Here is a 25,086-nt window from a genome sequence, read left to right as displayed (position 1 = left end):
GAAAAGGACTGCCGGTGCACGCCGCAACCGACCAACCACCCGCCGCTGAACCCGCGCGCCGCCCGATGCACCTGCCCGGCATGCGGCCCTGCCTTACGCCCCGGATTGTCGCCGCCGGCGGACTGACCTCACACGTGTACCTCCTTGCCGGCCCTGCGGGTTCCCCGCGACCGGTCTTCGTGCTGCTGCACGGCATCGGAATGTCGCACCGCTATTACCGGCGGCTGCAGGCGCTGCTGGCCCGGCACGGGGACACCTACGCCGTGGACCTCCCCGGCTTCGGCGGCACCCCCACCCCGGGCCGGCAGCTGTCCGTGGCCGACTACGCCGCACACACGGCTGCGGTGCTGGAAAAGATGGGTGTCTCCCGCGCAGTGGTGGTGGGGCACTCCATGGGCACCCAGTTTGCCACCGAGCTCGCGGTCCAGCGGCCGGACCTGGTGTCCCACCTGGCGCTGCTGGGCCCGGTAGTGGACCCGACCCGCCGGACCGTCCTGGAGCAGTCCCTGGCCCTTGGCCTGGACGGGCTGAAGGAGAGCCCGCTGGGCAATGCCATCGTCTTCACCGACTACATCCGTTCCGGGCTCCGCTGGTACCTGACCGAGCTGCCCGTCATGATGGGCTACGACCTGGACGCGCGGCTGGCCCTGGTGAGCCAGCCGGTCCTTGTGGTCCGCGGTTCACGCGACCCCATCGCCCCGAGGGACTGGTGCGAGAAGCTGGCCGCGACGGTCCCCAACGGCACCTTCCTGGAAATTCCCGGCAAGCCGCACATCGTCCAGCACGGTGGCGCTGCCGGGACCGCGGCTGGGATCCTGGGGCTCGCCCGGAGTTAGCGCCTGGCGCCGGGCCACTCCCTCCCCGACGCGCAAGCGCATTTTCGACGCGCGGGTTCATTTTCGACTCGCATCTTCCCGGGCGCAGGCCATATATGGGCCGCGAAAATGGAACTTGCGCGTCGAAAACGTCGAGGTTGTCCCTTCGCAAAACTAATAATCATGCTTACTATTGTTGGGCGCGGGCTGTCCGCTGGGGGCAGAGCACCCGCGCCGCACCGGAGGTCTCTCAAGCATGGACAATGAAATGCGTCCCCTCACTGATGAAGAACTGATGTCGGAACAGGCCACCGCGCTTCCGGACAAGGAAGTGGCATCGGTCCTGGACCTGAACGCTGACCTGGACCTTGGCATCAACGCCGCAGCACCCATCGACCTGGCCGTAGCCGCCAACGCCAACGTGGCGGCACCGATCGACGCAGCAGCCTCGGCCAACATCCTCTCCTTCGGCTCCGACGCGCAGGCACTGTCCAGCCAGGACGCCGCCATTGACCAGGGCATCACTGCCGACGCGAATGCGGACTCCACGCAGGACAGCGTCATCGGCCAGGCTGATGGCACGGCGGACGGGGGTACCACCGACACCGGAACCACGGACGGGACCACGGACGGAACGTCCGGTTCGGTAACGGTCCCCTCCGGCACCGGCGGGCTGACGGATGCAGCGGGCGCCCTGAACGGCAACCTTCTGAACGTCGACGTAAACCTGGACGCCGACGCCGCCATCGCGGCACCCATCAACGGTGCCGTGGCCGCCAATGCCAACGTTGCCGCTCCCATCGACGCGGCGGTGGCCGCGAACATCGGCTCCATCGACAGCCAGGCCTACGCCATCTCGGACCAGAGCGCCACCATCTCGCAGCACATCGACGGCGAGGCCAACGCCACGGCCGATCAGCAGTCCGACCTGCAGCAGTAAGGCAGATGACCCAAACCCACGGCGGCCCGCCTCCCGAGGCGGGCCCGCCGTCGTCACGCGCCACCCTTGCCCAGGACCCCCCGGACCAGACCATTACGACGCCGGCCGGCCACCTTCCCGCCCTGGCCGACGGTGTGCAGCTGCTTGGCCCCGCCGAAGGATCCGGCTACCGCGAACCGCCCGCCCTGGTGCGGCGCGCCGACGGCCAGACCCTGCAGCTGACCAGGCTCCTGTATTTGGTGCTGGAGGCCGCCGACGGGACGCGGGACCTTGAGGGCATCGCCCGGCACGTCAGCGAAGGCTCCGGACGGCTGGTCAGCGCGGACAACGTGCGCACCCTGATGGACACCCAGCTGCTCCCGATGGGCCTGCTCCGGCTCGCCGACGGCACCCAGCCCGAAGTCAGGAAGGCCAACCCGCTGCTGGGCCTGCGGTTCCGCTACATCGTGTCCGACCCCCAACGCACCCGCAGGATCACCGCGCCGTTCGCTGTCCTCTTCAACCCGCTGATCGTGGTGGCCGTGACCGCGGCGTTCCTGGCCGCCTGCTGGTGGGTGCTCATGGTCAAGGGCCTGGGCTCGGCCACCCACGAGGCGTTTGCCCAGCCCGCCCTCCTGCTGCTGATCCTCGCCGTCACCATCCTCTCCGCCGGCTTCCACGAATTCGGCCATGCCGCCGCCACCCGCAAGGGCGGGGCTACTCCCGGGGCCATGGGTGCCGGGCTGTACCTTTTGTGGCCTGCGTTCTTCACGGACGTGACCGACTCATACCGGCTGGGCCGCGGCGGCCGGATCCGCACGGACCTGGGCGGCCTGTACTTCAACGCCATCGTGGCAGTGGCCATCATGGGACTGTGGTGGGCCACCGGCTTTGATGCGCTGCTGCTGGTGGTGGTCACGCAGATCCTGCAGATGGTCCGCCAGCTGATCCCGCTGGTGAAGTATGACGGCTACCACATCCTGGCCGACGCTACCGGCGTGCCCGACCTGTTCCAGCGGATCAAGCCCACCCTCCTGGGGATCCTTCCGTGGCGGTGGGGCAACCCTGAAAGCAAGGTGCTCAAGCCCTGGGCCCGGGCCGTGGTCACCGCCTGGGTCCTGGTGACCGTTCCGGTGCTGCTGTTCAGCATGGTGATGATGGTGCTTTCCCTGCCGCGGCTGCTGGCCACCGGGTGGGCGAGTGCGGTCAAGCAGCAGGAAATGCTGGCGGCGAGTCTGTCCTCCGGCGACGTTTTGGGCGCGGCGGTGCGGGCACTGGCGGTTGTTGTGGTGGCCGTGCCGGTGCTGGGCGTGCTGTACATCGTGGTGCGGCTGCTGCGGCAGCTGGTGACCGGGCTGTGGCAGAAAACGCGCGGCAAGGCGGTGCAGCGCACCGTTGCCATGGCCGCCGTCGCGGCTCTTCTGGCAGGGCTCGCCTGGGCATGGTGGCCCGACGGCGGGACGTACCGTCCGGTCCAGGCTTACGAACGCGGGACACTTGGGGACGCCACCCGGGCAATCCTTCCCCAGCGTGAGCGCGGGGCGCTCCGGCAGGGAGCAACCGGGCAGACCCTTGCGCTGTGGCCGGCCGGCGCCACCAAGCCCACACGGGACAACCCGCAGCTGAGCATGGTGCTGGTACCCGCAGATGCCTCTGGTACCGGGGCGTCCTCCACCGGCGGCGCTTCTTCCGCTGCGGCGCCGTCCTGGGTGTTCCCGTTCGACCGGCCCGCCGCCCCGGAGGGCGACGGAAACCAGGCGCTCGCGGTCAACACCACCGACGGCTCGGTGACGTACAGCGTGGCGTTCGCGCTGGTGTGGGCCGAGGACGGCAATCCCGTCACCACCACCAACGAGGCTTACGCTTTCGCCAACTGCACGGGCTGCGCCGCGGTGGCTGTCGGATTCCAGGTGGTCCTGGTGGTGGGGCAGGCGGACGTCATCGTCCCGCAGAACCTCTCCGCGGCGGCGAACTACAACTGCCTGGACTGCCTGGCCTACGCCCTGGCCAGCCAGCTGGTCCTGACCCTGGACGGGCCGCTGGATCCGGCCAGCAAGCAGCAGCTCGAGGCGTTGTGGGCGCAGATCGCCGAGTACGGCCGGAATCTCCAGGACGTGCCGCTCTCCGATATCCAGGCCACGTTGAACGGCTACAAGGAGCAGATTACGGCCATCGTTAAGGGCACTTCCGGGACGTCGTCCTCCGGGCCGACAGCTCCGGCATCAGCAGGACCCTCCCCGGGCCCCACGACTGCCAGTTCCCAAACCGAACCCACCGGCCCGGCCCAGCCGACGGCCCCGGCCGGCGCCCCCAACCCGGCTCCGACTGAGGTGGCCACAGCGCCGGCGGGCCAGTACGGGGAAGGCGGGCAGCCGACGTCGTCCGTTGACGAGGCAACGCCGGCATCCACCGTGGATTCCGGCGGAGGGGGGACCCCCGCACCAATCCCGACCTCAAGCGCAGGCTGAGCCGTTCACTTCAGGCCAGCATGCCTTTCCTTCAGCGGCATATTGCTATGGTGCGGGCCGTGCTGCAGCTGGAGGGCGCAGTGGATGAGCGGGAAATGGCTGAATGCCTGGGGCGTGTTGCCCAGCTGGCGGCTGTTGCGGGGGTCCCATTCCTCACTGAGCAGGCCCACGTCGTTGCGCAGCGAAAGCAGGCGTTCAAACAGGTCCACGGCCTCGTCCCGGCGGCCGATGCCCAGCAGCGCGTCGGCGAGCCAGAAGGAGCATGCCATGAAGACGCCTTCGGTGCCAGGCAGCCCGTCATTGCTGGCCTCGGGGTGGTACCGCAGGACGAACCCGTCCTCGGTCAGGTTCTTCTGGACCGCGTCCACCGTGCCCACGACGCGGGGATGGTCATGGGGAAGGAACCCGACGCGGGGGATCAGCAGCAGGCTGGCATCGAGTTCGCTGCTGCCGTAGGACTGGACGAAGGTGTTGCGTTTTTGGTCGAAGCCGTGCGTCATGACGTCGTCGTGGATCTGCTTGCGCAGTGCGGCCCAGCGCCCCCCGGGTCCGGGAAGGCCGGATTCCTGGACGGCCTTGACCATCCGGTCCGCGGCCACCCAGGCCATGACCTTGGAATGGGTGAAATGGCGCCGGGGCCCCCGCATCTCCCAGAGCCCGTTGTCCGGCTGGTCCCACGCGCCCTCCAGGAACTCCATCAACGCCACCTGGATATCCCAGGAATCATCCGTGGTGCCAGGGTCCGCGGCCCGGGTGAGGGCCAGGCCGTCCAGGACCTCTCCCCACACGTCCAGCTGCAGCTGCGGGGCCGCGGCGTTGCCGGTCCGGACAGGCTTGGAACCTTCGAACCCTCCAAGCCACGGCAGCTCGGCCTCGGGCAGCCGGCGTGTCCCGTCCAGCCCATACATAATCTGCAAATCCGCGGGGTTGCCGGCCACCGCACGCAGCAGCCATTCCCGCCACGCCGCTGCTTCATCCTTGTAGCCGCAGGCCAGCAGGGACTGCAGCGTCAGGGTGGCGTCCCGCAGCCAGCAGAAGCGGTAGTCCCAGTTGCGGCTGCCCCCGGGGTTCTCAGGCAATGAGGTGGTTGCGGCGGCCACGATGCCTCCGGTCGGGGCGAAGGTAAGTGCCTTGAGGGTGATCAGGGACCGTTCCACCGCGTCTTTGTAGTCGCCGGCCATGGAGTTCCGGCCGGTCCATTGCTCCCAATACTCCTGCGTGGAGGCCAGCGCCTTCTCCGGCTCGGTTTGGTCCGGGACGGCCTTGTAACTGTGTGCCCAGCGCAGGACGAACGGGATGCGGTCACCGGCGTTGACGGTGAATTCACTGACGGTCCGCATGTCCTTGCCCTCCAGCGGCGCGGGGGTGCTGAGGTAGGCGGCGTCAGGGCCCGCGATGGCGCTGATGCCGTGGCTGGTCCGCCGGACCCACGGAACGATCCGGCCGTAATCGAAGCGCAGGGACAGTTCGCCCTGCATGGCAACGCTCCCCTTCAGGCCCTCCACCATGCGCACCACGTCAGCGGAACCATCGCGGACCGGCATCAAGTCCGTTACCCTGACGCTTCCATCCGCCGTGTCCCATTCCGTCTCCAGGATCAGCGTGCCGGGCCGGTAGCGCCGCCGGGTGCAGTCACCGGCTCCGGCCGGGGCCAGCCGCCACCGCCCCGCCTCCGGCGAGTCCAGCAGGGCCGCGAAGCATGCCGGTGAATCGAAGTTTGGCATGCACATCCAGTCGATGGACCCGCTGCGGCCCACCAATGCAGCCGTGTGCAGGTCACCGATGATCGCATAGTCTTCGATCCTTGCCATCTGTTCCTCCGGGGTTTCGTATCCGACATGGTGCGGCTTCCCGCCAGTTGGGAAGCCGGGAAGCTATCCGCCCACCTGGTCCACGGTGAATGCCGCCAGGAATCCCGCGGCGGCGATCAGGCCGGTAAGCAGGTGATGCTCCTCGAAGGCCTCGGGAATCATTGTGTCGGCGAGCATCGCCAGGATGGCGCCGGCCGCAACGGCGGTGATGAAGGCGACCAGTTCCCCGGGGGCGTTCTGCAGGACCAGGAACCCGACCAGCGCGGCAAGCCCGGAGAGGACGGCGATGCCGCCCCACACGCCGAACACGTAGCCAGGCCCGCGGCCGGCCCTTTTCATCCCGGCTGTGCTGGACAGTCCCTCGGGGACATTGGAGATGAAGACGGCGGCCAGCATGGCAGGGCTGACCGCGCCCGCTGTCACCAGCCCCACCCCCAGGACCACCGATTCCGGGATGCCGTCCAGCAGCGCGCCGATGGCGATGGCCGTCCCGCTGCCCGGCTTTTCCTTTTCGGAGGGCTGCTTGCCGCCCGAACGCTTCCGATGCTTCGCGCCCTTGCTGGCCAGTACGGCATTGGCAGCCACATACACCAGGGCGCCGCTGGCGAACCCGGCGATGGTGGGCCACAGTCCGCCGCCGTTGACGGCCTCCTCCACGAGCTCAAACGACAGCGCAGAAATCAGCACACCGGCGCCGAACGACATCACAGAGGACACCACCTTTGGCGGGATCTTCCATTGCCACGCCAGCGCGCATCCCACCACCAGCGCCCCGCCGGCGATGGTGCCCCACATCCATGCCTGCAGCCATGCCGGCATTAGGCACCACCCGCCGTCGAACGTCCGCTTCTCCAGCGCCGTGCGTTCCTCGCCGCCCGGACCGCCGCAAAGGCCAGGCCCGCGGCCGCGCCTGACGCCGCCACGGCAAGCATCCGCCGCGCCGCACGGGTGCTTTCCAGCACGGCCCGGGCATCGGGGCCCGGCTCCGGCCTTCTGCCGGTGACATCGTTCTCATCCAACTCCCAGGCCGACGCGGGAGGAAAGATCCCCGGCGGCAGTTGTTCCTGCCGCAGCTCCCGGCGTACGGCCAGCCGCTCCCGTACCTCCTGGTTGGGGGCGGGCACTGCACCCTCCGCCGCCAGGGCTGCGGGGAGGTCGATGATGTACGGCTCTCCATAGAACGCCGCGGAAGCCACCGAGTCCAGCCATGCATTGGTAGGTGCCGCCACGCCGGCGCGCGCGAAACCTGACTGCAGCATGTCCCGGATATCCGCCAGCCCCCGGCCTTCGGTCTCCCGTGCGACCTCGAAGATCACCGCCTGCAGCAGCGCTTTCTGCCTCCCGCCGGGGTCCTCGGCGCTCGGATCCTGGCCTGTGGGGTCAGGGTCAAGTGGCTTTGCCCCGGAGGGGTTCGCGTTGCCTGGGCTGGTGCTCATGGGCTTCCTTTCGGTCCTGTCATGGTTGGCGGGTACCTGCTTTTACTGGACCCGGTAAGGGCGGGCGTCGGCAGCGCGGAAGGCCAGCCCGTTGCCGGGGACATCCGACGGACGGACCCACCCGCCGTCCGGGTCAAGCGTTCCGTCAAAGAGCATGTTTTCGATCCGGACGTGGTCGTGGAACCATTCCAGGTGCCGGAAATTAGGGGTGGCTGCGGCGACGGCGGCACTGAGGTGGGGTGCGCAGTGGCCTGAGATTTCCAGTCCGTGGGCGGCAGCGACGGCGGCCACGCGCAGCCATTCGCTGATCCCGCCGCACCTGCTGACATCGGCCTGGAGGCAGTCGACGGCGTCCGCGCTGCACATGCGCCGGAAGTACACCAGTCCCGTTCCGTACTCCCCGGCGGCCACGTCGGCGTCGACGGCGGCGCGCACCGCCCGCAGTCCGGCGAGGTCGTCGCTGGAGACGGGTTCTTCGAACCAAGTGACGTGCTCATCTGCTGCGTCCCGCATCACCCGGATTGCCTGCTTGGCGCTGTAGCCACCGTTGGCGTCCACGAACAGTTCCGTGCCGGGCCCGATGGCGGCACGCGCCTGGCGGATGCGCTCCAGGTCCCGCGCGACGTGCGTCCCGCCGTCCTGGCCGATCTTGATCTTCACCCGGGGGATGTGCTGGCCCTGGGCCCAGCCCTGGAGCTGGTCCCGCAGCTGGTCGTCGGAGTAGGTGGTGAACCCGCCGCTGCCGTACACGGCCACGGAATCCCGGACAGCGCCCAGGAGTTTATGCAGCGGCACCTCCAGCAGCCGGGCCTTCAGATCCCACAGGGCACAGTCGACGGCGGACACGGCATAGGATGCCAGGCCGGTCCGGCCAGGGTTGCGCACCGTCCGCGCCATCGCAGCTGCCGCGGCCGGCACGTCCAAAACGCCAATGCCCTGGACGGCCGGGGCCAGCAAGCCTTCCACCAGGGCCGCCGCCGGCACCGGGGCGTAGGTCCAGCCCAACCCGGTCTTCCCGCCGCCGTCCGCTTCCACCAGGACCAGGGTGGTGGAGTCCCAGCTGTAGGTGCCGTCCGCTTCGGGTGCGTCGGTTGGAACCGTGAAGGCGCTTGCCCGGATGGCGGTGACCGGGGTGGCGGCGGCGGACACGGTTCAGCCCTCCTTGTGCGGCAGGAATTCCTGGATCTTGGTCTTGACCCCTTCCTTCACCACGCCCCAGGCGCTGTCGTCACCCTTGACCATGGCCTCCGCAGTCTTCCGCGCCTGTTCAAAGGTGGCGTGCGGCGGGATCGGCGGAATATCGGGGTCGGTGCGGACGTCCAGGAGGGTGGGCCGGTCCGCGGCGAGGGCCTTCTCCCAGGCCGGCCCCACGTCGTCGGGGTCCTCAACGTGGATGCCCTGCAACCCCAGGCTCTCCGCAAAACCCGCGTAGTCGACGTCGGGCAGGGCCTGGGACTCGCGGAAGGCCGGCACCCCGCCCATGGCCCTCATTTCCCAGGTGACCTGGTTCAGGTCATTGTTGTGCAGGACGGCCACCACCAGCCGGGGATCATTCCATTCGCGCCAGTAGTGTTTCACCGTGATGAGCTCCGCCAGCCCGTTCATCTGCATGGCGCCGTCCCCGGCGAAGGCGATGGCGGGCCGGGCCGGAAAGGCGAACTTGGCGCCGATGGCGTAGGGCACACCGGGGCCCATGGTGGCCAGGTTACCGGACAGCGAGCCCCGGACGCCTTCCCGGAACTTCAGCTGCCGCGCGTACCAGTTGGCTGAGGAGCCGGAATCGGCGCTGAGCATCGCGTCCGCCGGCAACCGGGTGGAGAGTTCGGCGAACAGCCGCATGGGGTTGACCGGGTTGGCGCTGACCATGGCTTCGTCGTGCATGGTTTCCCACCAGCGGCTGATGTTCGATTCCAGGTTTTCCCGCCAGGACCGCTCCTGCTTGCGGGCCAGGTGCGGAATCAGGGCGCGCAGGGCGGCAGCGGCGTCGGAGACGATGTTGAATTCGTTGGTGTAGCGCAGCCCGATCATCTTGGGGTCGACGTCGATCTGCACGCCACGCGCCTGGCCCGGTTCAGGCAGGAACTGCGTGTACGGGAAACTGGATCCCACCGTGAGCAGGGTGTCGCAGTCCCGCATCATCTCGTAACTGGGGCGGGTGCCCAGCAACCCGATGGAGCCGGTGACGTAGGGAAGGTCATCGGGCAGGGCGTCCTTGCCCAGCAGCGCCTTGGCCACCCCTGCTCCCAGCAGTTCAGCCACTTCCCGGACCTCCGCGGCCGCGCCCCGCGCCCCTTGTCCGATCAGGATGGCCACCTTGGAGCCTTCATTCAGGAGTTGCGCGGCACCGCGGATCGAGTCGGTGTCAGGCTGGATGTCGGGCCAGCGGACACCGACGCTGGAAGGGACCATCTTGAAGTCGTGGGTGGGGGCGGCATACTCGAGTTCCTGCACATCGGCCGGGATGATCACAGCGGTGGGTGCCTGTTGGGCCTCCGCGATCCGGATGGCGCGGTCGATGACGTTGGGCAGCTGCTGGGGGACGGTCACCATCTGGACGTAGTCGGAAGCCACGTCCTTGAAGAGAGTCAGCAGGTCAACCTCCTGCTGGTAGGAGCCGCCCATGGCGCTGCGTGCCGTCTGTCCCACGATGGCCACCACCGGAACGTGGTCCAGCTTGGCGTCGTAGAGGCCGTTGAGCAGATGGATGGCTCCGGGCCCGGAAGTGGCCATGCACACGGCCACGCGGCCGCCGAACTTGGCGTAGCCCACGGCCTCGAACGCGGCCATCTCCTCGTGCCGTGCCTGGATGAATTTCGGCTGGTTGCCGGCCTTGCCAAAGGCGGCCAGGATGCCGTTGATACCGTCTCCGGGGAAACCGAAGACCTTGTCCACACCCCACTCACCGAGGCGTGCGAGCAGGTAGTCGGCCACTGTGGTTGCCATGATCAGTCTTCCTTTGCGCTCATCGTGGCGCCGCGGCGGGCGCCTTGGACCAGGACGCGGGCGGCGCGGGCCGCCAGCGCCATGATGGTCAGGGCGGGGTTGGCGCTCCCCTGGGTGGGCAGCACGCTGCCGTCCGTGACCAGGAGGTTGCGTACCGCGAAACTGCGGCAGTTCCGGTCGACCACACCGGCGTCCTGGGTGGCTGCCATCCGGGCCCCGCCCACCAAGTGGGCATAGCGGTTGATGGTGATGACTTCCTCTGCCCCTGCAGCGGTCAGGATTTCTTCCATGACCTGCTGTGCTGCGGACATCAGCTGCCGGTCGTTGTCGCACTGGCCGTAGCTGAAGCACGCCACGGGAATGCCGTGCCGGTCCGTCCCGTCAGCCAGCGTTACCCGGTTCTCCTTAAGGGGGAGGAATTCGCACAGGGCGCCCAGGCAGGCCCAGTGCGGGTAGTCGCTCATATAGCGGCGGAGGGTGGACCCCCAGTGCCCTTGCGCGGCAACATGCTCGGCCCAGGTAATGGGCAACGGGGACACGCACTGGATGGAGAATCCCCGCTTGTAGGGCTTTGCCGGGTCCGTTTCGTAGAAGTCCTCCGTGCTGACTTCGGGGGGAGGGGCCTTCCACATCCGCACCTCGGCCTGGAACCGCCCGGCGGTTTGGGGCGCGCCCTGGACCATCAGGTACCGTCCCACCTGGTCGAAGTCGTTGCACATCCCGTCCGGGAAGCGCGGCGTGGCGGAGTTCAGCAGCAGCCGCGGGGTTTCTATCGAGTAGCCGGCCACGGCCACCAGGCGGGCCCGCTGAAACTTCGTGACGCCGCCCTGGACATATTCGACGCCGGTTGCCAGCCCGCTGCGTTCGTCAAAGCCGATCCGGGTGGCCATCGAGTCGGGGCGGATTTCGGCGCCGTGGGCCAGCGCGTCCGGGACGTGCGTGATCAGCGGGGATGCCTTGGCGTTGACCTTGCAGCCCTGGAGGCAGAATCCCCGGTAGATGCAGTGCGGCCGGTTGCCGAACCTGCCGTTGGCGATGGCCACCGGACCCACCTTCGCGGTGATGCCGCAGGCGTTGGCGCCGCGCAGGAACAGCTCGCCGTTGCCGGACACAGGATGCGGCCGGTGCGGGTAGCCGTGCGGGTCGCCCCACGGCCAGCGCTCCCCGGCGACCGGCAGTTCCGCTTCGATGTCTTCGTAGAACGGCCGCAGTTCCGCGTACTCCAGGGGCCAGTCGGCGCCCACCCCATCAGCAGTGAAGGTCCGGAAATCGCTGGGGTGGAAACGTGGCGTGTACCCGGCGAAGTGGACCATGGAGCCGCCCACCCCCCGGCCCGAGTTGTTTGACCCCAAGGGCACGGGATCAGCCCCGGCAATAACCCGTGGTTCGGTCCAGTACAGATGGTGGGATCCGGCTTCATCGCTGACCCAGTCCTGCTCGGGTTCCCAGAACGGACCCGCCTCCAACGCCACCGCCCGCCACCCGGCCCGTGCCAGGCGCTGCAGCAGCGTGGAACCTCCTGCTCCGCAGCCCACGATGACCATGTCCACCTCATCGGTTTCGGCGTACCGCCGCATATTCTCCCGCAGCCGAAGGTTGCTGCCGGGTCCGGAAGGGAGCAGCCACGCGGACTCATTGCGTTCGCGGACCCTGTTCACCGGTCTGCCCCGTGGCCTGCGTCGTGGGTTGGCCCGTGGGTGGGGTCAGCATCGGGGCGGATGTCGCGCACCTCGAACGGCTCCAGGCGGTTCACACCCAGGTTCTTGTAGCCGCGCGGGTAGGCCGGTCCCGCGAAGCCGATTTCGTCCCAGGCCAGGGGATGCGAGTAGAAGGCGGTGCAGGCGTACCGGGTCCAGAGGCTCCACACCCGGTCCGCCGGCAGGCCGTGCCAGAGTTCCCGGTGCAGATTGCAGATGTCCTGCAGGAGCCCGGCCTGCTGCTCTGGATCCAGGCCGGCAAAGGTGGAGCCGGCACGGGAGTGCGCTTCACGGTCCAGCGCCGCGAGCGTTGCCCGCCACGCTTCGCCGTCCCTCGGCATGTTGTCATAGTGCCAGCCGTCGGTTTGCTCATCTGCCAGGCGGGCGTCCACCATGTTCACCACCGGCACCCGGGGCTCGCCCTGCTGGCCCAGTAACTGGTCGAAGAGGGCGCGCGCTGCGGCCTCCTCTGCGGGCGTGAAGAAACGGACGTCCGGCGGCATACCCAGGCGGGACTCGACGACGGCGGCAGTCGCCCGGTCCCAATGGCCCGCCTGGGCGCGGGTGCTGAAGCCGGGGTAGCGGCCGCCGCCGTCGGACATGTCCAGTGGGAGGCTGCTCATGGTTCCCGCCTCAGGACGGAGGCCAGCACCCCCATTCCGCCCACCAGGGTGACCAGCAGCGGCGCGAACAGCGGCGGACCCATCTCCAGGTTGTAGCGCAGGTTGGACAGGCCGCCCGGTTTCTGCCGGATGCCCTGCAGGTGCAGCCAGGTTCCTTGCAGCCCGTTGGCAATGATCGCGGCGCTGGCCAGCGGGAGGGCGGTCTTAGCCATGCGGCGGCTGAATACGCCGGCTACTCCCGCGGCGGCCCCCAGCGGGCCCAAGGCAACGGGAACCCACATCCACTTGTTGCCGAAACTGGCCTTGTCATGTTCCAGATAGATTTCCGCCGCCGTGACCAGGGCACCGGCAGCCGTCAGGCCTGACAAGGAGCGCTCAAACCTCCCCGTCTGCACATTCCGTACAAGCCGGTCGATGCCATTCACCGTGCTGCGGACCGGATCTGCCGGGTGTTGCGTCTTCATGATTCTCCTTCGGGCCGCCTGCGAACAGACGAGGGAAGCTGGCAAACTTTGCGGGACAGCAACCATTAGAGGAAACTGGTGCCCATGGATACATCTGCCGGATCTGCGTTGATCCCTGAACCTTCAAGTCGGGAAGTCGAAGCGGTGATGGGCGCCGCCGACACTCTTCTGCGCGTGGTGGCCCGCTCTGTTGCTGAGGTTGAGGACATCGTCAATACGCCACAGCTGCGGGTGCTGGTCCTTATCCATACCCGCGGACCACAAAACCTCGGCGGCGTCGCCGCAGAGCTTGGCGTGCACGCATCCAATGCCACCCGCATCTGCGACCGGCTGGTAGCGGCTGACCTGCTGCAGCGCCGTGAAGACCCCGCGGACCGCCGATACATCCGGTTGGAGTTGACCAGCAAGGGCAAGGAACTGGTCAACTCCGTGTTGGAGCACCGGCGGCAGGCCATCGCAGAGGTGATTTCCAGGATGCCTGCGGGCCGGCGTCCTGCGCTGGCCGCCGCGCTGGAGGCCTTCGCAGCCGCCGCCGGCGGCCAGGGTACCTCCGACGGTCGCTTTACGTTGGGAGCCGGTACGTGACGTGACCGGATCCTGGTGCGGCAAGCCATGTTTTCATTGAAACCCAATATTTGCGTTTGCGCAATAGTTGGCAAAAGTGGGATGTCTTCTCTGCTGGACCCGGATCGGCGGAGGGAATCCTTCAGGCTGGCTTGATGCCCCACTGTCCGGTGTGGGATTGCCCGGGGTCCAGGGTGATCAGGCCTTCGCCGGAGTTGAAGGCGTCAGGGGCGCACGTCATGGGCTCCACGCCCAGCCCGGTCCGGCGGCAGTCCCGTTGGGGGAGGGTGTCCCCGGTGAAGATCTCCAGGTAGGGGTATGTGTCGTCCACCCACAGCTCAACTCCTCCGGAGCGGTCCGGGCGCAGCAGCCTTACGCGGGCGCGCCCATCCCCGCCGCGGAGAAGGTCGGTGTAGGCCACGTCGATGTGCCGGCCACCAAGTTGCTGGAGTTCACGCAGGTCGTACTTTGTGCCGTCCACACGCTCGTGCCCGGTGGGGATGCCGCGTTCATCCACGGGCAGGTACGTCCGCCCCGGCACCTGGACCAAGGCGGTGTCGATAGCGCCCGCGCTCACCGTTCCTGTGCTGAGGTAAGGATGCGCCCCAGTCCCGTAGGGGCACGGCGAGTCGCTCCGGTTCACCGCCGTGCTCCGCACCGTCAATCCGTCCGGACCGAGTTGATAGTCCAGCCGGCAGTCGAGGACCCAGGGCCAGCCTTGGCAGGCGTGCAGGGTGTAGGCGAAGGAGATGGATTCGTCGGTCTGCTCCACAACCGGGGCATTCCAGTTCCGCCAGCGGGTCAGTCCGTGGATGGCCCCGCCTTTGTCCGGCTCGCTCAGGTCAAGCTGGAGCCGACGGCCTTCCCACTCATAGCTGCCGGCCTTGATCCGGTTCGGCCAGGGGATGAGCGACTGACCGCGTGCGCCCGTGCACATCTCATCCGGTCCATACCCGTCCAGCAAGGTGCGGCCGTCCAGCAGGTAGTCCCGCAATGCCCCGCCAACCTCCGTGAGGTGCGCGGTTTGCCCGCCGTACCGGATTTCGTACTGGAGCCCGGACGGGTGCCGGTGGTCGATGGTGGCTTCTGTTGGTTCCCGGCGGGGAATCATCGCTGGTCGCCTCTGCCGCCGCGGGACTTTTGCAGGTCCAGCACAACCTTGACGTCGTCAGGCCTGTGATGGAAGGCCTCAGCGTAGTTTTCGAGGGGTACCCGGCGGCTGATGAGGCGGCGCAGCCAGTCGGGGTTGGCAGAGGACAGGGCCTTGGCGCCGGCATCGTAGTGGCGCCGGTTGGCGTTGACACTGCCGAAGACCACGCCGTTCATCAGCACTTCCTCGCGGTTGAGGGCGCCGACATCCACTTCCGTTTGGTTCCCGGTTCCCGAGACGCCGGTCAGGCAGGTGATGGCGTCCTGGGCGCGGCAGCGCAGTGCGTCCAGGACCACGGGGGTGACGCCCGTGCACTCAACCAGGACGTTCGGTTTCAGGCCGGAGTCCGGCAGTGATTCGCTGTGGTAGATGGCTCCGAGGTCCCGGACCAGCTCCGGCTTGGGCCCGTCCTTGACGATGTCGAAGACGTGGACTTCCAGGCCCTGCTGGACGCCCAGAAGTGCGGCGAGCAAGCCAACGGGTCCGGCTCCGGTCACCACGGCGATATGAGGGTCGTAGAAAGCCCGCTGCCCGATCCTGGTGATCTGTTCCCAGGCCTTGGCCACGATGGTAGTGGGCTCCAGCAGCACACCCACGTCTTCCAGCCCCGCCTCCAGTTTCACTATGGACTGCGGGTCGGCGCGCCATTGCTGGCGCGCGAATCCGTCCAGGCCTTTGATGCCGTGCTCGGTGTACTTGCCGTTCAGGCACATGTCCCACTCGCCGGCGGCGCAGGCTTTGCAGGGTTCGGGATCGGGCCTGCGGACAATGCCCACCACCAGGTCTCCCTCGGCGAGGCCGGAATCCCGCGGAGCTTCCCGCACCCGGCCCAGGTTTTCATGGCCCAGCACCAGGTAGTCCTGGCCCGGCGGAGCCTCGCCGTAATCTGCCGCGATGATCTCGGCGTCGGTGCCGCAGAGGCCAACCGCCAGGGCATCCACCAGCACTTGTCCTTCACCCGCTGCCGGTTCCGGAATGTCGCGCAGGTGAAGGGAGTCCTTGACTCCCGGGGTCACTGTCAGCGCACGCATGATGTCTCCCTTTAGCCGTGGTTGTCCTGGCCAGTGTCTCGCTTTATTTGCGATCACGCAACAGTGTGGGGGAAGCAAGCGCTAACGTCCATCGAGCCCGCTCAGCAGCCGGGCAGCCAGTCGGCTTTCGCACTCATTGTTCTGCCGCATGGCCGCCGCGGTTGATATCCAGCATGATCACGACCGCGAGGAGAACCACGGAGATGGAGGCGGACGCGAGCGTATCTGTAAACCAGTGATAGCCGAGGTAAACGCGGCTTGCTGCTTCCAGTGTCAGGCCTCCGGCTGCAGCGCTGAAGGCAACGATCACGGAAACCGTGCGGGAGGAGCGGGAATAGAGCAGGTATGCGCCGATCAGCAGAAAGTTTGAGGCACCGACGACGTGCCCGGAAGGAAACGATGAAGTGGCATCGGCGCCCAGCATCATCAGTGCCGCTGGGGGACGGGAACGTCCCACGGCGTGGGCGATGACCTCCGTAATGATGACCCCCGTGAGCATCGACCCGGCGAGCAGCAAGGGGCGCCAAAGGCGGCGGGTCAAAAGGGCCCAGGCCGTGGTGGCGAGCAGTGTTATCAGCGGAAGGGCGACCGGGCCGAACACAATGGCGAGTCCCGCCAGAACCATGGTGGCAGCACTGGTCCGGTGATTCACGAACCACTCGGTCATGGGACCGTCGGCCGCTGTGACGCCATTGCCGTGAAGCACTTCCCCCAGCGTCAGCAAAAAGGAAGCGGCGCCGGCCAGGGCCAGCGCAAGTGACACTGCGCTCAGGACGAGGAACCGGCCTGGGGGAACAATGAATCCGTCGCCTAAGCGAAAAGCCAAGGATTGAGACTGCGACTCTTTTACATCAGGGCGGACATCGTCGTCATCGCTTGCCACGGCGGCACCCATTCCTCCTGCTGGACTGGTTCCTCGTCGTTGGGGAACTTTCGCGGTTTGGGAAGTGAAGCTCGTGAAAAAGCCACCGTTGCTTCACCGAGTATCAATGAACGATAGCGCAATAATTGTAATTGCGCAATCGAATACGGGGCTGGCCCGCCCCCGTCAGCGGAGCATTGATGGTGGTGGCGAGGGAAAAGGGCCGCCTGGGTATTTTGGGGCCGCGGCGTTCATGAGGTGGGCCCACTGGGTGCCGGCGATGTTTGCTCCGTCCAGACCGGCGTAGTACTTTCCGTTGATGGTGATGTGCTCATTTGCCCATTCCGGCCCGAATCCTTTGTAGCTTCCGAACCATGAGGCGGTGGCGATGCCTGTGGTGGCGCCAACGGTCCATGTCTGGGTGTGTCCGTCGGTGGTGCCGGTTTTGGCGAAGATGTCCTGTTCCTTGTTCACGGGAATGTTGTAGCCCGATCCTTTGGTCAGTACTGGCTTCAGGGCGTACGTGACGCCGGCAGCGACGTCCGGGTCGATGGTCTGGGTGCAGTCCGCGGCTGGCACCGGGTAGTGGTGTCCGCCGGGTCCGGTGACCGTCTCCAAGGCGACGGGTCTGCAGCGGATTCCTCCGGCCGCGAAAGTTGCGTAAGCGGTAGCCATGTCCAGCGGCGCGACATCCTGGGTGCCGATCAGGTTGGCGATACTGGAGAGGTCGTAGGGCTTGTTGGTGTGGCCGTCCTTGATGCCCGCCGCTGTGGCCATCTTCTGGATGTTGCAGAAATCCAGCTGCGTTGCTGACTGGAACGTGATGGTGTTGATGGAGTGGTACAGGCCTTCCAGGACACTCATCCGGTAGTAGTGGTAGGGGTCGTCGTTGGGCAGGGGTGTCTGGCCGAGGGCGGGATCGTAGGACCCGGCCGTCGTGCCGCAGCTGTTTTTCCATGGGAAGCCGGCCTTGTAGGTGCGGACCGAGCCGTCCAGCCGGACAGCCATGGACCGGCCGGAATTGAGCCATTCAGCAAAGACGAATGGTTTCATCGTGGAACCGATCTGGAAGCCGCCGGCACCATGGAGCGGCTTACCGCGGCTGTCCGTTTCTGGGAGGGCGAAGTTGCCCGTGTAGTGTCCGGGCCCAGGCGCCGGGTTGTATATGGTGTTTTGGGCCATGGCAAGGATCTTGCCCGTCCGGGGCTGGACGCTGACAAGGGCGGCCCCGCGCTGCAGGGGATCCGCCGGGGGAAGCGAGGCATTGACCTGTCCCTGGGCCACTTTTTGCAGGTCCGGGTCCAGAGTGGTGTGGATGGACAGCCCACCCTGGTACAAAAGTCTGCGCCGGGCCGTCTCGTCGGCCCCGAAGGCGGGGTCGTTGAGGATCAAACGTTGGACGTAGTCGCAGAAGTATGGAGAAGTCGCCGCGGCGCATCCTTGGACGGTTGGCTGGACGTTCAAGGCGAGGGGCGCGGCGGCAGCCTTGTCGTGCTGGACCGTGGAGATGTAACCCTGTTGGAGCATTTGGTCCAGAACTTCATTGCGCCGGGCCACCACATGGCCTGGTTCGGTGATCGGATCGTAGTACAGGGGCCTGTTGACCACTCCTGCCAGGGCGGCGGCTTGGGTAAGGCTGAGGTCGCTTGCGGCGACGCCGAAATACTCTTTGGCTGCCGACTGGATGCCGTAGGCTCCGTTGCCGAAATACACCAGGTTCAGGTAGCCCTGAAGGATCTGGTCCTTGGAGTACTTGTCCTCGAGGCTGACGGCGAGTTTCATCTCCCGAAGTTTGTCGCCGATGGTCCTGGCCGCGCTGGACTTGACCTCGTCCGCCCTGCCGCTGGAGATCAGCGCCTGGATGAGCACGTTCTTGACGTACTGCTGGGTGATGGTCGATGCGCCCTGCCGGCCGCCCAAGGTGTCCACGTAGAGGGCCCGGAGAATGCCCGCTGGATCGATGCCGCCGTGCTCATAGAAACGGGAGTCCTCGATGGCCACGATCCCGTCGCGCATAAACGGTGATACCTGCTCCAGTTCCACCGGCACGCGATTCTGCGAATAGAACGTGGCGATGACCGACCCATCTTTAGCCAGCACCTCCGAGTTCCGGGCCGGGGGGTTCAGATCCAGCACTGAGGGCAGCTGCTCGAAAAGCTTGGTGGATGTAGCGGCCAGGGATGAGCCCAACGCCGCCGCGGGGACCAGGAGCCCGGTGACCAGGAAGCCGCCGATGACGCAGGCAGCCATGAAGGCGGCAGCCTTTCGCCACAGTTTGTCTCTAAGGAGCATGCAGGAGAATTCCTTGTCGTGTCGTCACTGCACTTCGATCAAGGCGTCGCATGGACAGGGGTGCCTGGAAGCAACCCCTCCTGGGTCTAGTGCCGCTTGTCTCGGAATGATTGCCAATGTGCAAACAATGCTATGTCCCGAATCTGCATCGACAGGGCTGAATCCGGTAACAGGAGGGCAACAATTCAGAAAAGTGGAACTTGCTAAGTGGATAGTGATTGCGTTGGCGCAAGTGCTGCGCCACACTGAGGGAGGGGATATATCGGGGAAGCCCACGGATGAAGCCCTAAAGCTAACCACGGTGGGGCAGGGGAAAAGCTGTACTGGGCTGCCAGGCGACCTGCGCCATCTCCGCCGCATTGTCACCTGCAGATCTCATGCAGGCTTCTGTTTTGACCAGCCGGCAGCATCTCAACGCCAGGGAAAGGAACATCCATGAAACCCGCCCACGGCACCATACGGTTTTTCCGCCTCCTGCCCGTCCTGGTGATCTCGGCCCTTCTGGCTACCGGCTGCTACAACCCTTCCGAAGGGGACCGCGATCCCATTGCGCTCGGTTCCGACTTGAACTTTGCCGGGCTGGAGTTGCGAAGCGTTCTGCTTGTGACATCAGGGCAAAATGAACCCGCACGCGTGTTGGGAACGATCATCAACACCACGGCTGCTGATATTGAGATGGTCCTGGCCGACTCCGACGAGCAAGTCCAGGTCAGGATCCCGGCAAGCGGGAACAAGGAGTTTGACCAGACGCCCCTCATTCTCAACAGTGCCGCGGAGGCTCCCGGGGCGCGCACTGACCTGACAGTAAGCGTGAAGGGGCAGGAAACCAGAATCAACGTCCCCATTCAGGACGGGACTTTTGACCAGTACCAGCCTTATGTTCCTTCGCCCAGCCCTTGACGCTGGCAGCAGCCCTGCTGGGCAAGACAGGCGACCGCCCCTCCCGGGCGATCTCTCAAAGAGGAGGTATCCAATGAGGTTAAGACTCTACGCGGCGGCTGGAATGACCGCAGCGGCGCTGACGCTGACGGGCTGTACGGGAAACCCGGCACCGGGGCCCGGTTCCTCCACTGCATCACCGGACGCATCCAAGGCAAGCCTGTCGGGCGGCGGCGGCCTGGCCGCGGTTCCCGGCGTGGTCAGGGAGGTCGAACCATCCGTGGTCACCATCAGGACTGCTGTCGGCCTTGGCAGCGGTGTCATCTACGACGGCAATGGATCCATTGTCACAGACGCCCATGTCGTGGAGGACCAGCAAAAACAGCCCTTTAAGAACGTTGAGGTCCAGTTCGCTGATGGCTCTCAGTCCCAAGGCACAATAGTTGGCGTTGACGACGTCACGGACCTTGCTGTCCTCAAGGTCGACCGCACCGGCCTTCCGGCCGCAAAATTTGCTGCAACAGATCCGGAGGTGGGTTCGATGACCGTTGTCATCGGAAGCCCGCTGGGGTTGGAGGAAACCGTCACTGCCGGAATTGTCTCCAGCCTGCACCGGAACATGCCGCCGTCGAAGGAATCACCCCACGGCGCCATCGACCTGCTGCAGACCGATGCGCCGATTTCCCCCGGTAATTCCGGCGGTGCGGTGGCGAATGCCGGCGGACAGGTAATCGGTCTTTCCGAGGCTTACCTTCCACCCAGCACCGGAGCCGTAGCCATCGGGTTCGTTACGCCATCTTCCACTGTCACCGACGTTGCAGACCAGCTGTTGGCCAGCGGATCGGTCAAACACGCCGCCCTCGGTGTGGTCCCCACCGACATCACGCCGCAACTCGCCCAACGGTTCTCCCTGCCCACGACGGCGGGGGCGCTGATCGTGAGCGTTTCGCAAGGAAGCCCAGCGGAACAAGCCGGCATGAAGGCAGGAGACATCATCACCAAGTTCGCCCAGGCAGACATTGGAAACGTGACGGACCTGCTGGTGGCCCTCAGGAAACAGGACCCCGGGCAGCAGGTGGACGTCATCGTGCAGCGCGGCTCAGCATCCCAGAACCTGCACGTCACCCTTGGCGACCTGGCTAAATGACTTATTGCGCTAACGCAATAGTTGCGTGAAAATAAGAAAATGCTGCTCGGGTAAGGGTCGCCAACTCAAGGCGTAAAAGCCTGCAACGTCAGGTCGGCTCTGTCCGAACAAGTCCCGCTCGTTCCGCCGCTTGGCGGAAAGCGAACCCCGACGAGGTCCGCGGGAGAGCAGTAGCTTTACTGGGGGGGCGGTCTGATCAGCCATATCGCGAAGGAGCATTTCCAATGGCACAGAACGTCAAGTCAGCAACGGCAGTGGGCAATGCCCGGTGGAAGCGGTTGATTCCCGTCGCCATTGTCGTCTACATCATTTCGTTTATGGACAGGACCAATATCGGGTTCGCCCTGAACGGACTCCATCAGGACCTGGGCATCGACGCCGCCCAGCAGGGCCTGGCTGCAGGCATCTTCTTCATCGGCTATCTCGTCCTGCAAATTCCAGGCGGCCACCTCGCCGAGCACTGGAGCGCGAAGAAGTTCGTCGGAATCATGGTGCTCATCTGGGGCGTACTGGCCGTTCTTTCCGGATTCATCCAAAATTTCACGCAACTGCTGGTGGTGCGCTTTTTCCTGGGTGTCGCCGAGGCCGGAATCTGGCCTGCGATCCTTGTCCTGATCAGCCACTGGTTCCCGGCCGCTGAGCGGGCACGGGCCTACGCATTCTGGATGATGAACATCGCCATCGCCTCCATCATTACGGGCCCCCTCTCCGGCTGGATTCTCTCCTTCTCGGACTGGCGGTGGCTGTTCATCATCGAGGGCATCTTCCCCTTCGTCATCGCCGCACCCCTGTGGTGGGCCCTGATCGCTGACCATCCGCGCGAGGCGGCATGGTGCTCGGTCCAGGAGCGTGAGTACATCGAGAATGGGCTCGCTGCGGATGCAAGGGAACATCCTCAGCAGGAGAAACTGGGCCTGCGCCACGTTATGTCCAACACGGTTGTGTGGCGGCTGACCTTGGTGTACTTCCTCATCCAGATTGGCTTCTATGGCATCAACATCTGGCTGCCGCACGTGATCAAGACAATTACCTCCGGATCGTCTATGGAGGTGGGGCTCATCACCGCAGTTCCGTACGTGCTGGCGATGGTCGGCCTCTGGTACAACGCCAAAGCGGCCGACCGTTCCGGCCGCTACTCCACTCACGTGCTGCTGTCGATGGCAGTCGGTGCTGTTGCGCTGGTGGTCTCGGTAGCAACCGGAGACAATATGCCGTTCCTTGCGGTTACCCTCATTAGCATCGCCGTCGCCGGGGCCTTGGCCTACGACGGTCCATTCTGGGCTTCAGCGTCCCGGGCCATGCCGGTGGCCGTCGCCGGCACCGCTATGGGACTGATCAATGCGGTAGGAAACCTCGGCGGATTCGTTGGACCCTACGTTGGTGGTTTCCTGCAGGATGTGACGCACGGCAGTTTCCTGGCCACGTCCATCTTCCTGGCATGTTGCCTCCTGGCTGCAGGCCTGGTGATGCTGACATTGCGGCGAAGCGGTGACAGGCCGCTGTCCGGTGCCCGGCTGCAGGGTGCCCTCTCCGGCGGGGCAGAGGCAGAAGCAACCAGGAGGAAAACATCCTGACGGGCGCCCTTGCAGCACGGGCAACTGCGCCGGTAGCGGGATGCCGGTCGCAGCCTCGTCACTGGTAGGCGCTCGTCACGGTAACTCAGCGGTGAAGGTGGGCCATTCCGAGACATGACCCACCCCCGCATCAGTTGCGCCAGTGCAACGGATTGTGGGTTTGTGGGGGAGAGGAGTCCGCATATCCACGCGAACAACTAAGGGCCGGGGAGGGTTCCGGAGGGGTGGGTGTTGGGGGATAAGCCTCCAGGAGGAGGGGATTTTCCTTTCGTTGCGTAGGCCCACCCCGCGCCCGTTCCCGGGATTGCGGGAGTCATGATTGGGTAGGCCGTGCTGCATAAGGGGTGCCCGGGACCCTTATGGCTGCCCGGGCGGTTCATGTACTTTGGTCCTGCCGGAGAGTCCTGAGCTGGCAGGATTCGCATTTTGGGGAATCGGCTGGGGACCCAGTTGCGCTGGCCCTCGTCCAGGGCCGGCCGCCCGTCAATCTCCCTTGCCGAATCCAAGGAGCCCCCCGTTGCACAAGCGCACTGTCCCGGTCATCGCTGCCGTTTTTCCGGCACTCTTCCTCTCCGCAGGGCCAGCCCCGGCCACCGCGGGCTATGACGAGGAAGTCCTTAACACCTACGTGGATTGCCCGCTGGAGCGCATCGGCACCCAGCTGGTCCGCTGCGACAACCTCACAGGAGCGGGGGTGAATGCCCCGTTCTGGATACCCGAGCAGAAGTAGGCAGGCGATCTCAGCCGTCGTCATCTCTGCCGCTCCGGGTTGGCGAAGACGCCTGCGCAACCGATGGTTGCGCTTCGGGTGCTGCGTCGTTTAGGCTCTTAGCAACCAATGGTTGCGAAAGGAACTGGACATGCACAACAGCATTGAGCGGGAAATCCACATTGAAGCGGCGCCGGAGATTGTTTTCGAGGTCATCAGCACCCCCGAACACCTGCGCCAATGGTGGCCCGATGAGGCCGCCTTTGACCCCACCGCGGGTTCAAGCGGGGACATAGTCTTCGGCGACCGGACGGCGGCAGATGCAAAAGTGGTGAAGCTGACGGTTGTGGAGGTCGAGCCGTCGCGGCGCTTCTCCTTCAGGTGGGTTTACGACGAAGCCGCGGCATCGCCGGAAAACTCCCTCCTGGTGACTTTTGAGCTGATTCCGCAGGGCTCGGGGACACTGCTGCGCTTTACGGAGGCAGGGTTCCAGGACAAGGGATGGGAGCAAGCTGACGTCGAGCTTAACTACAATGACCACGTCCGGGGCTGGGACTACTTCCTGCCACGGCTTGTGGCCTACATCGGCCGGCTGGTCGCTGCGCAATGACCATCGCTATCGACGACGATCTCTGGTCCGCGGTGGGTGATCCCACCCGGCGGAAGATGCTCGACCTGATCCTGTCCGAAGGCGGCGGCACGGCCACGGGCCTGAGCACCCGGCTGCCCGTGACCAGGCAGGCGGTGGCGAAGCACCTGGAGGTACTGCACCGTGCGGGGATGGTCTATGTCAGGCCCGCAGGCCGGCAACGCGTTTATGAGGTGAACCAGGCAGAGCTTTCCCGCGCCGTTGCCCAGTTGTCGTCGGTCAGCGCTGCATGGGATGCCCGGCTCCAGAGAATCAAGAGCATGGCCGAAGCCATTCAACGAAGCAGCCGGGATCGGGAAAGTCAGCGGCCCCTGCCCTGAAGCAGAATGGCTCCTTCGCCGGTCAGCTCGGCTGCGGATCCCTGCCGCCCCGCAAGGGTGGAGATCAGGGCCGACGCGCTGCCCAGCACCTGGGCGCCGGTGCCGTGCCTCCAGCCCGTGTCCTGGGTGGAGAAGGCAAGCCCATCGATCAGGCCCGGTTTCAGTGAACGCTGGGCCTGGGGCGTGGTGAGCTGGTCCAGGACGATGTTGGCACTCTCCGGCTCTATCACATGGTCGATCTTCAGGGGCCTGTAGATGTCCTCCGCATGTATGACAAGGTGGCTCAGCGGTGCTTCAGGGCCGGCGCCTGGAACCCCGAAACGCTCCGCCTTCGTGCGCCGAAGGGCTGACAGCAGTTCATCCTTCGGGCGGGTGTCCCGGGTGGCCCAGCGGTCCGCCATCCTGTCGAACGCGAACCCGGCTGCGGCCATATTGATGAAGAACCGCGGTAGGGACATTTGGTAGGGCATCAGGAGATGGACGACGACGTCCCTCACCCGCCAGCCACCGCACAGGCTCGGTGAGTTCCAGCGTTCGTCGTCGAGCCTTTCCAGGGCGCCGATGAGGCGGTTCCGTTCGGCGTCGATCAAGGCATCAAAGTCCGTCATTACGTTGGGTTCCTGTTCCCTTGGGCGGTCCGGGGGTGCTTGATCACGCGCCCCTTTGCTGGATCCGCTAGCCAAAGTGTATGTGGGGTGTGTCGTAAGGAGCGTGAACCACACCCCGGCCGGAC

The 25,086-nt window shown here is 65.9% G+C and carries 23 protein-coding genes; 10 read left to right on the top strand and 13 right to left on the bottom strand.

The features are described 5' to 3' along the window. Positions 1 to 14: 14 nt before the first annotated feature. The 3 genes from LDO86_RS15350 to LDO86_RS15340 all read left to right on the top strand — a co-directional run bounded on the left by LDO86_RS15350 (position 15) and on the right by LDO86_RS15340 (position 4,202). Positions 15 to 836: an alpha/beta hydrolase gene (locus tag LDO86_RS15350; protein WP_224084061.1), complete on the top strand. Its 822-nt coding sequence runs from the start codon at positions 15 to 17 to the stop codon at positions 834 to 836. 247 nt (positions 837 to 1,083) lie between these two features. After that, complete coding sequence (locus tag LDO86_RS15345; protein ID WP_018768710.1) at positions 1,084 to 1,755, top strand: hypothetical protein; 672 nt, start codon at positions 1,084 to 1,086, stop codon at positions 1,753 to 1,755. A 5-nt stretch (positions 1,756 to 1,760) separates the two neighbouring features. After that, positions 1,761 to 4,202: a hypothetical protein gene (locus LDO86_RS15340; protein WP_224084060.1), complete on the top strand. Its 2,442-nt coding sequence runs from the start codon at positions 1,761 to 1,763 to the stop codon at positions 4,200 to 4,202. Between the two features lie 5 nt (positions 4,203 to 4,207). Here LDO86_RS15340 and LDO86_RS15335 read toward each other — a convergent pair whose 3' ends face one another. The 8 genes from LDO86_RS15335 to LDO86_RS15300 all read right to left on the bottom strand — a co-directional run bounded on the left by LDO86_RS15335 (position 4,208) and on the right by LDO86_RS15300 (position 13,176). Then, positions 4,208 to 6,013: a glycoside hydrolase family 15 protein gene (locus LDO86_RS15335; RefSeq protein ID WP_224084059.1), complete on the bottom strand. Its 1,806-nt coding sequence runs from the start codon at positions 6,011 to 6,013 to the stop codon at positions 4,208 to 4,210. 63 nt (positions 6,014 to 6,076) lie between these two features. Further along, positions 6,077 to 6,832 (bottom strand): ZIP family zinc transporter, encoded by a 756-nt coding sequence (locus LDO86_RS15330; RefSeq protein ID WP_224084058.1) that lies wholly within the window; start codon positions 6,830 to 6,832, stop codon positions 6,077 to 6,079. Then, positions 6,832 to 7,449: a hypothetical protein gene (locus LDO86_RS15325; protein WP_224084057.1), complete on the bottom strand. Its 618-nt coding sequence runs from the start codon at positions 7,447 to 7,449 to the stop codon at positions 6,832 to 6,834. Before LDO86_RS15325 ends, LDO86_RS15330 begins: the two co-directional genes overlap by 1 nt. A 42-nt stretch (positions 7,450 to 7,491) precedes the next feature. Further along, positions 7,492 to 8,598: an enolase C-terminal domain-like protein gene (locus LDO86_RS15320; protein ID WP_224084056.1), complete on the bottom strand. Its 1,107-nt coding sequence runs from the start codon at positions 8,596 to 8,598 to the stop codon at positions 7,492 to 7,494. 3 nt (positions 8,599 to 8,601) lie between these two features. Continuing rightward, on the bottom strand, positions 8,602 to 10,392 hold the full coding sequence (locus LDO86_RS15315) for a thiamine pyrophosphate-requiring protein (RefSeq protein WP_224084055.1): 1,791 nt from the start codon (positions 10,390 to 10,392) through the stop codon (positions 8,602 to 8,604). Positions 10,393 to 10,394: 2 nt separating this feature from the next. Next, on the bottom strand, positions 10,395 to 12,050 hold the full coding sequence (locus LDO86_RS15310; protein ID WP_224084054.1) for a GMC family oxidoreductase: 1,656 nt from the start codon (positions 12,048 to 12,050) through the stop codon (positions 10,395 to 10,397). Further along, positions 12,047 to 12,712, bottom strand: coding sequence for a gluconate 2-dehydrogenase subunit 3 family protein (locus LDO86_RS15305; RefSeq protein WP_134163994.1), 666 nt, complete (start codon positions 12,710 to 12,712; stop codon positions 12,047 to 12,049). The genes LDO86_RS15310 and LDO86_RS15305 overlap by 4 nt, the downstream gene beginning before the upstream one ends. After that, complete coding sequence (locus LDO86_RS15300) at positions 12,709 to 13,176, bottom strand: hypothetical protein (RefSeq protein ID WP_018768701.1); 468 nt, start codon at positions 13,174 to 13,176, stop codon at positions 12,709 to 12,711. Before LDO86_RS15300 ends, LDO86_RS15305 begins: the two co-directional genes overlap by 4 nt. Before the next feature lie 84 nt (positions 13,177 to 13,260). Here LDO86_RS15300 and LDO86_RS15295 point away from each other — a divergent pair, with 84 nt between their 5' ends. Continuing rightward, on the top strand, positions 13,261 to 13,761 hold the full coding sequence (locus tag LDO86_RS15295) for a MarR family transcriptional regulator (protein ID WP_051081332.1): 501 nt from the start codon (positions 13,261 to 13,263) through the stop codon (positions 13,759 to 13,761). 121 nt (positions 13,762 to 13,882) lie between these two features. Here the strand turns inward: LDO86_RS15295 and LDO86_RS15290 are convergent, their stop codons facing one another. The 4 genes from LDO86_RS15290 to LDO86_RS15275 form a co-directional block, all read right to left on the bottom strand. Continuing rightward, positions 13,883 to 14,851 carry an aldose 1-epimerase family protein gene (locus tag LDO86_RS15290; protein ID WP_224084053.1) on the bottom strand — a complete coding sequence of 323 codons (969 nt, stop codon included), beginning with the start codon at positions 14,849 to 14,851 and terminating at the stop codon, positions 13,883 to 13,885. Beyond that, positions 14,848 to 15,921: a glucose 1-dehydrogenase gene (locus tag LDO86_RS15285; RefSeq protein ID WP_224084052.1), complete on the bottom strand. Its 1,074-nt coding sequence runs from the start codon at positions 15,919 to 15,921 to the stop codon at positions 14,848 to 14,850. The genes LDO86_RS15290 and LDO86_RS15285 overlap by 4 nt, the downstream gene beginning before the upstream one ends. 133 nt (positions 15,922 to 16,054) lie before the next feature. After that, positions 16,055 to 16,804: a phosphatase PAP2 family protein gene (locus LDO86_RS15280; protein ID WP_223992435.1), complete on the bottom strand. Its 750-nt coding sequence runs from the start codon at positions 16,802 to 16,804 to the stop codon at positions 16,055 to 16,057. A 165-nt stretch (positions 16,805 to 16,969) separates the two neighbouring features. Continuing rightward, complete coding sequence (locus tag LDO86_RS15275) at positions 16,970 to 19,075, bottom strand: transglycosylase domain-containing protein (RefSeq protein ID WP_051081330.1); 2,106 nt, start codon at positions 19,073 to 19,075, stop codon at positions 16,970 to 16,972. Between the two features lie 435 nt (positions 19,076 to 19,510). Between LDO86_RS15275 and LDO86_RS15270 the strand changes: the two genes are divergently transcribed. The 6 genes from LDO86_RS15270 to LDO86_RS15245 all read left to right on the top strand — a co-directional run bounded on the left by LDO86_RS15270 (position 19,511) and on the right by LDO86_RS15245 (position 24,353). After that, positions 19,511 to 19,975, top strand: coding sequence for a hypothetical protein (locus tag LDO86_RS15270; protein WP_018768695.1), 465 nt, complete (start codon positions 19,511 to 19,513; stop codon positions 19,973 to 19,975). A gap of 73 nt (positions 19,976 to 20,048) precedes the next feature. Then, positions 20,049 to 21,101 (top strand): trypsin-like peptidase domain-containing protein, encoded by a 1,053-nt coding sequence (locus tag LDO86_RS15265; RefSeq protein ID WP_223992434.1) that lies wholly within the window; start codon positions 20,049 to 20,051, stop codon positions 21,099 to 21,101. A gap of 224 nt (positions 21,102 to 21,325) precedes the next feature. Further along, positions 21,326 to 22,675 (top strand): MFS transporter, encoded by a 1,350-nt coding sequence (locus tag LDO86_RS15260; RefSeq protein WP_018768693.1) that lies wholly within the window; start codon positions 21,326 to 21,328, stop codon positions 22,673 to 22,675. A 517-nt stretch (positions 22,676 to 23,192) separates the two neighbouring features. Beyond that, entirely contained in the window at positions 23,193 to 23,405 is a 213-nt protein-coding gene (locus LDO86_RS15255; protein WP_018768692.1) for a hypothetical protein, read from the top strand. 130 nt (positions 23,406 to 23,535) lie between these two features. Then, entirely contained in the window at positions 23,536 to 23,994 is a 459-nt protein-coding gene (locus LDO86_RS15250) for an SRPBCC family protein (RefSeq protein ID WP_018768691.1), read from the top strand. Beyond that, a complete protein-coding gene (locus tag LDO86_RS15245; protein ID WP_018768690.1) occupies positions 23,991 to 24,353 on the top strand; it encodes a metalloregulator ArsR/SmtB family transcription factor in 363 nt (120 codons plus the stop codon). The genes LDO86_RS15250 and LDO86_RS15245 overlap by 4 nt, the downstream gene beginning before the upstream one ends. Here LDO86_RS15245 and LDO86_RS15240 read toward each other — a convergent pair. After that, the gene (locus LDO86_RS15240; protein WP_018768689.1) at positions 24,335 to 24,961 is read right to left on the bottom strand and encodes a maleylpyruvate isomerase family mycothiol-dependent enzyme; all 627 of its coding nucleotides are present in this window, start codon (positions 24,959 to 24,961) and stop codon (positions 24,335 to 24,337) included. The genes LDO86_RS15245 and LDO86_RS15240 overlap by 19 nt on opposite strands. Positions 24,962 to 25,086 lie beyond the last annotated feature (125 nt).

This window comes from Arthrobacter sp. StoSoilB19 (assembly GCF_019977275.1).
Taxonomy (GTDB): Bacteria; Actinomycetota; Actinomycetes; order Actinomycetales; family Micrococcaceae; genus Arthrobacter.
This window is presented reverse-complemented; position numbering and strand designations above follow the sequence as displayed.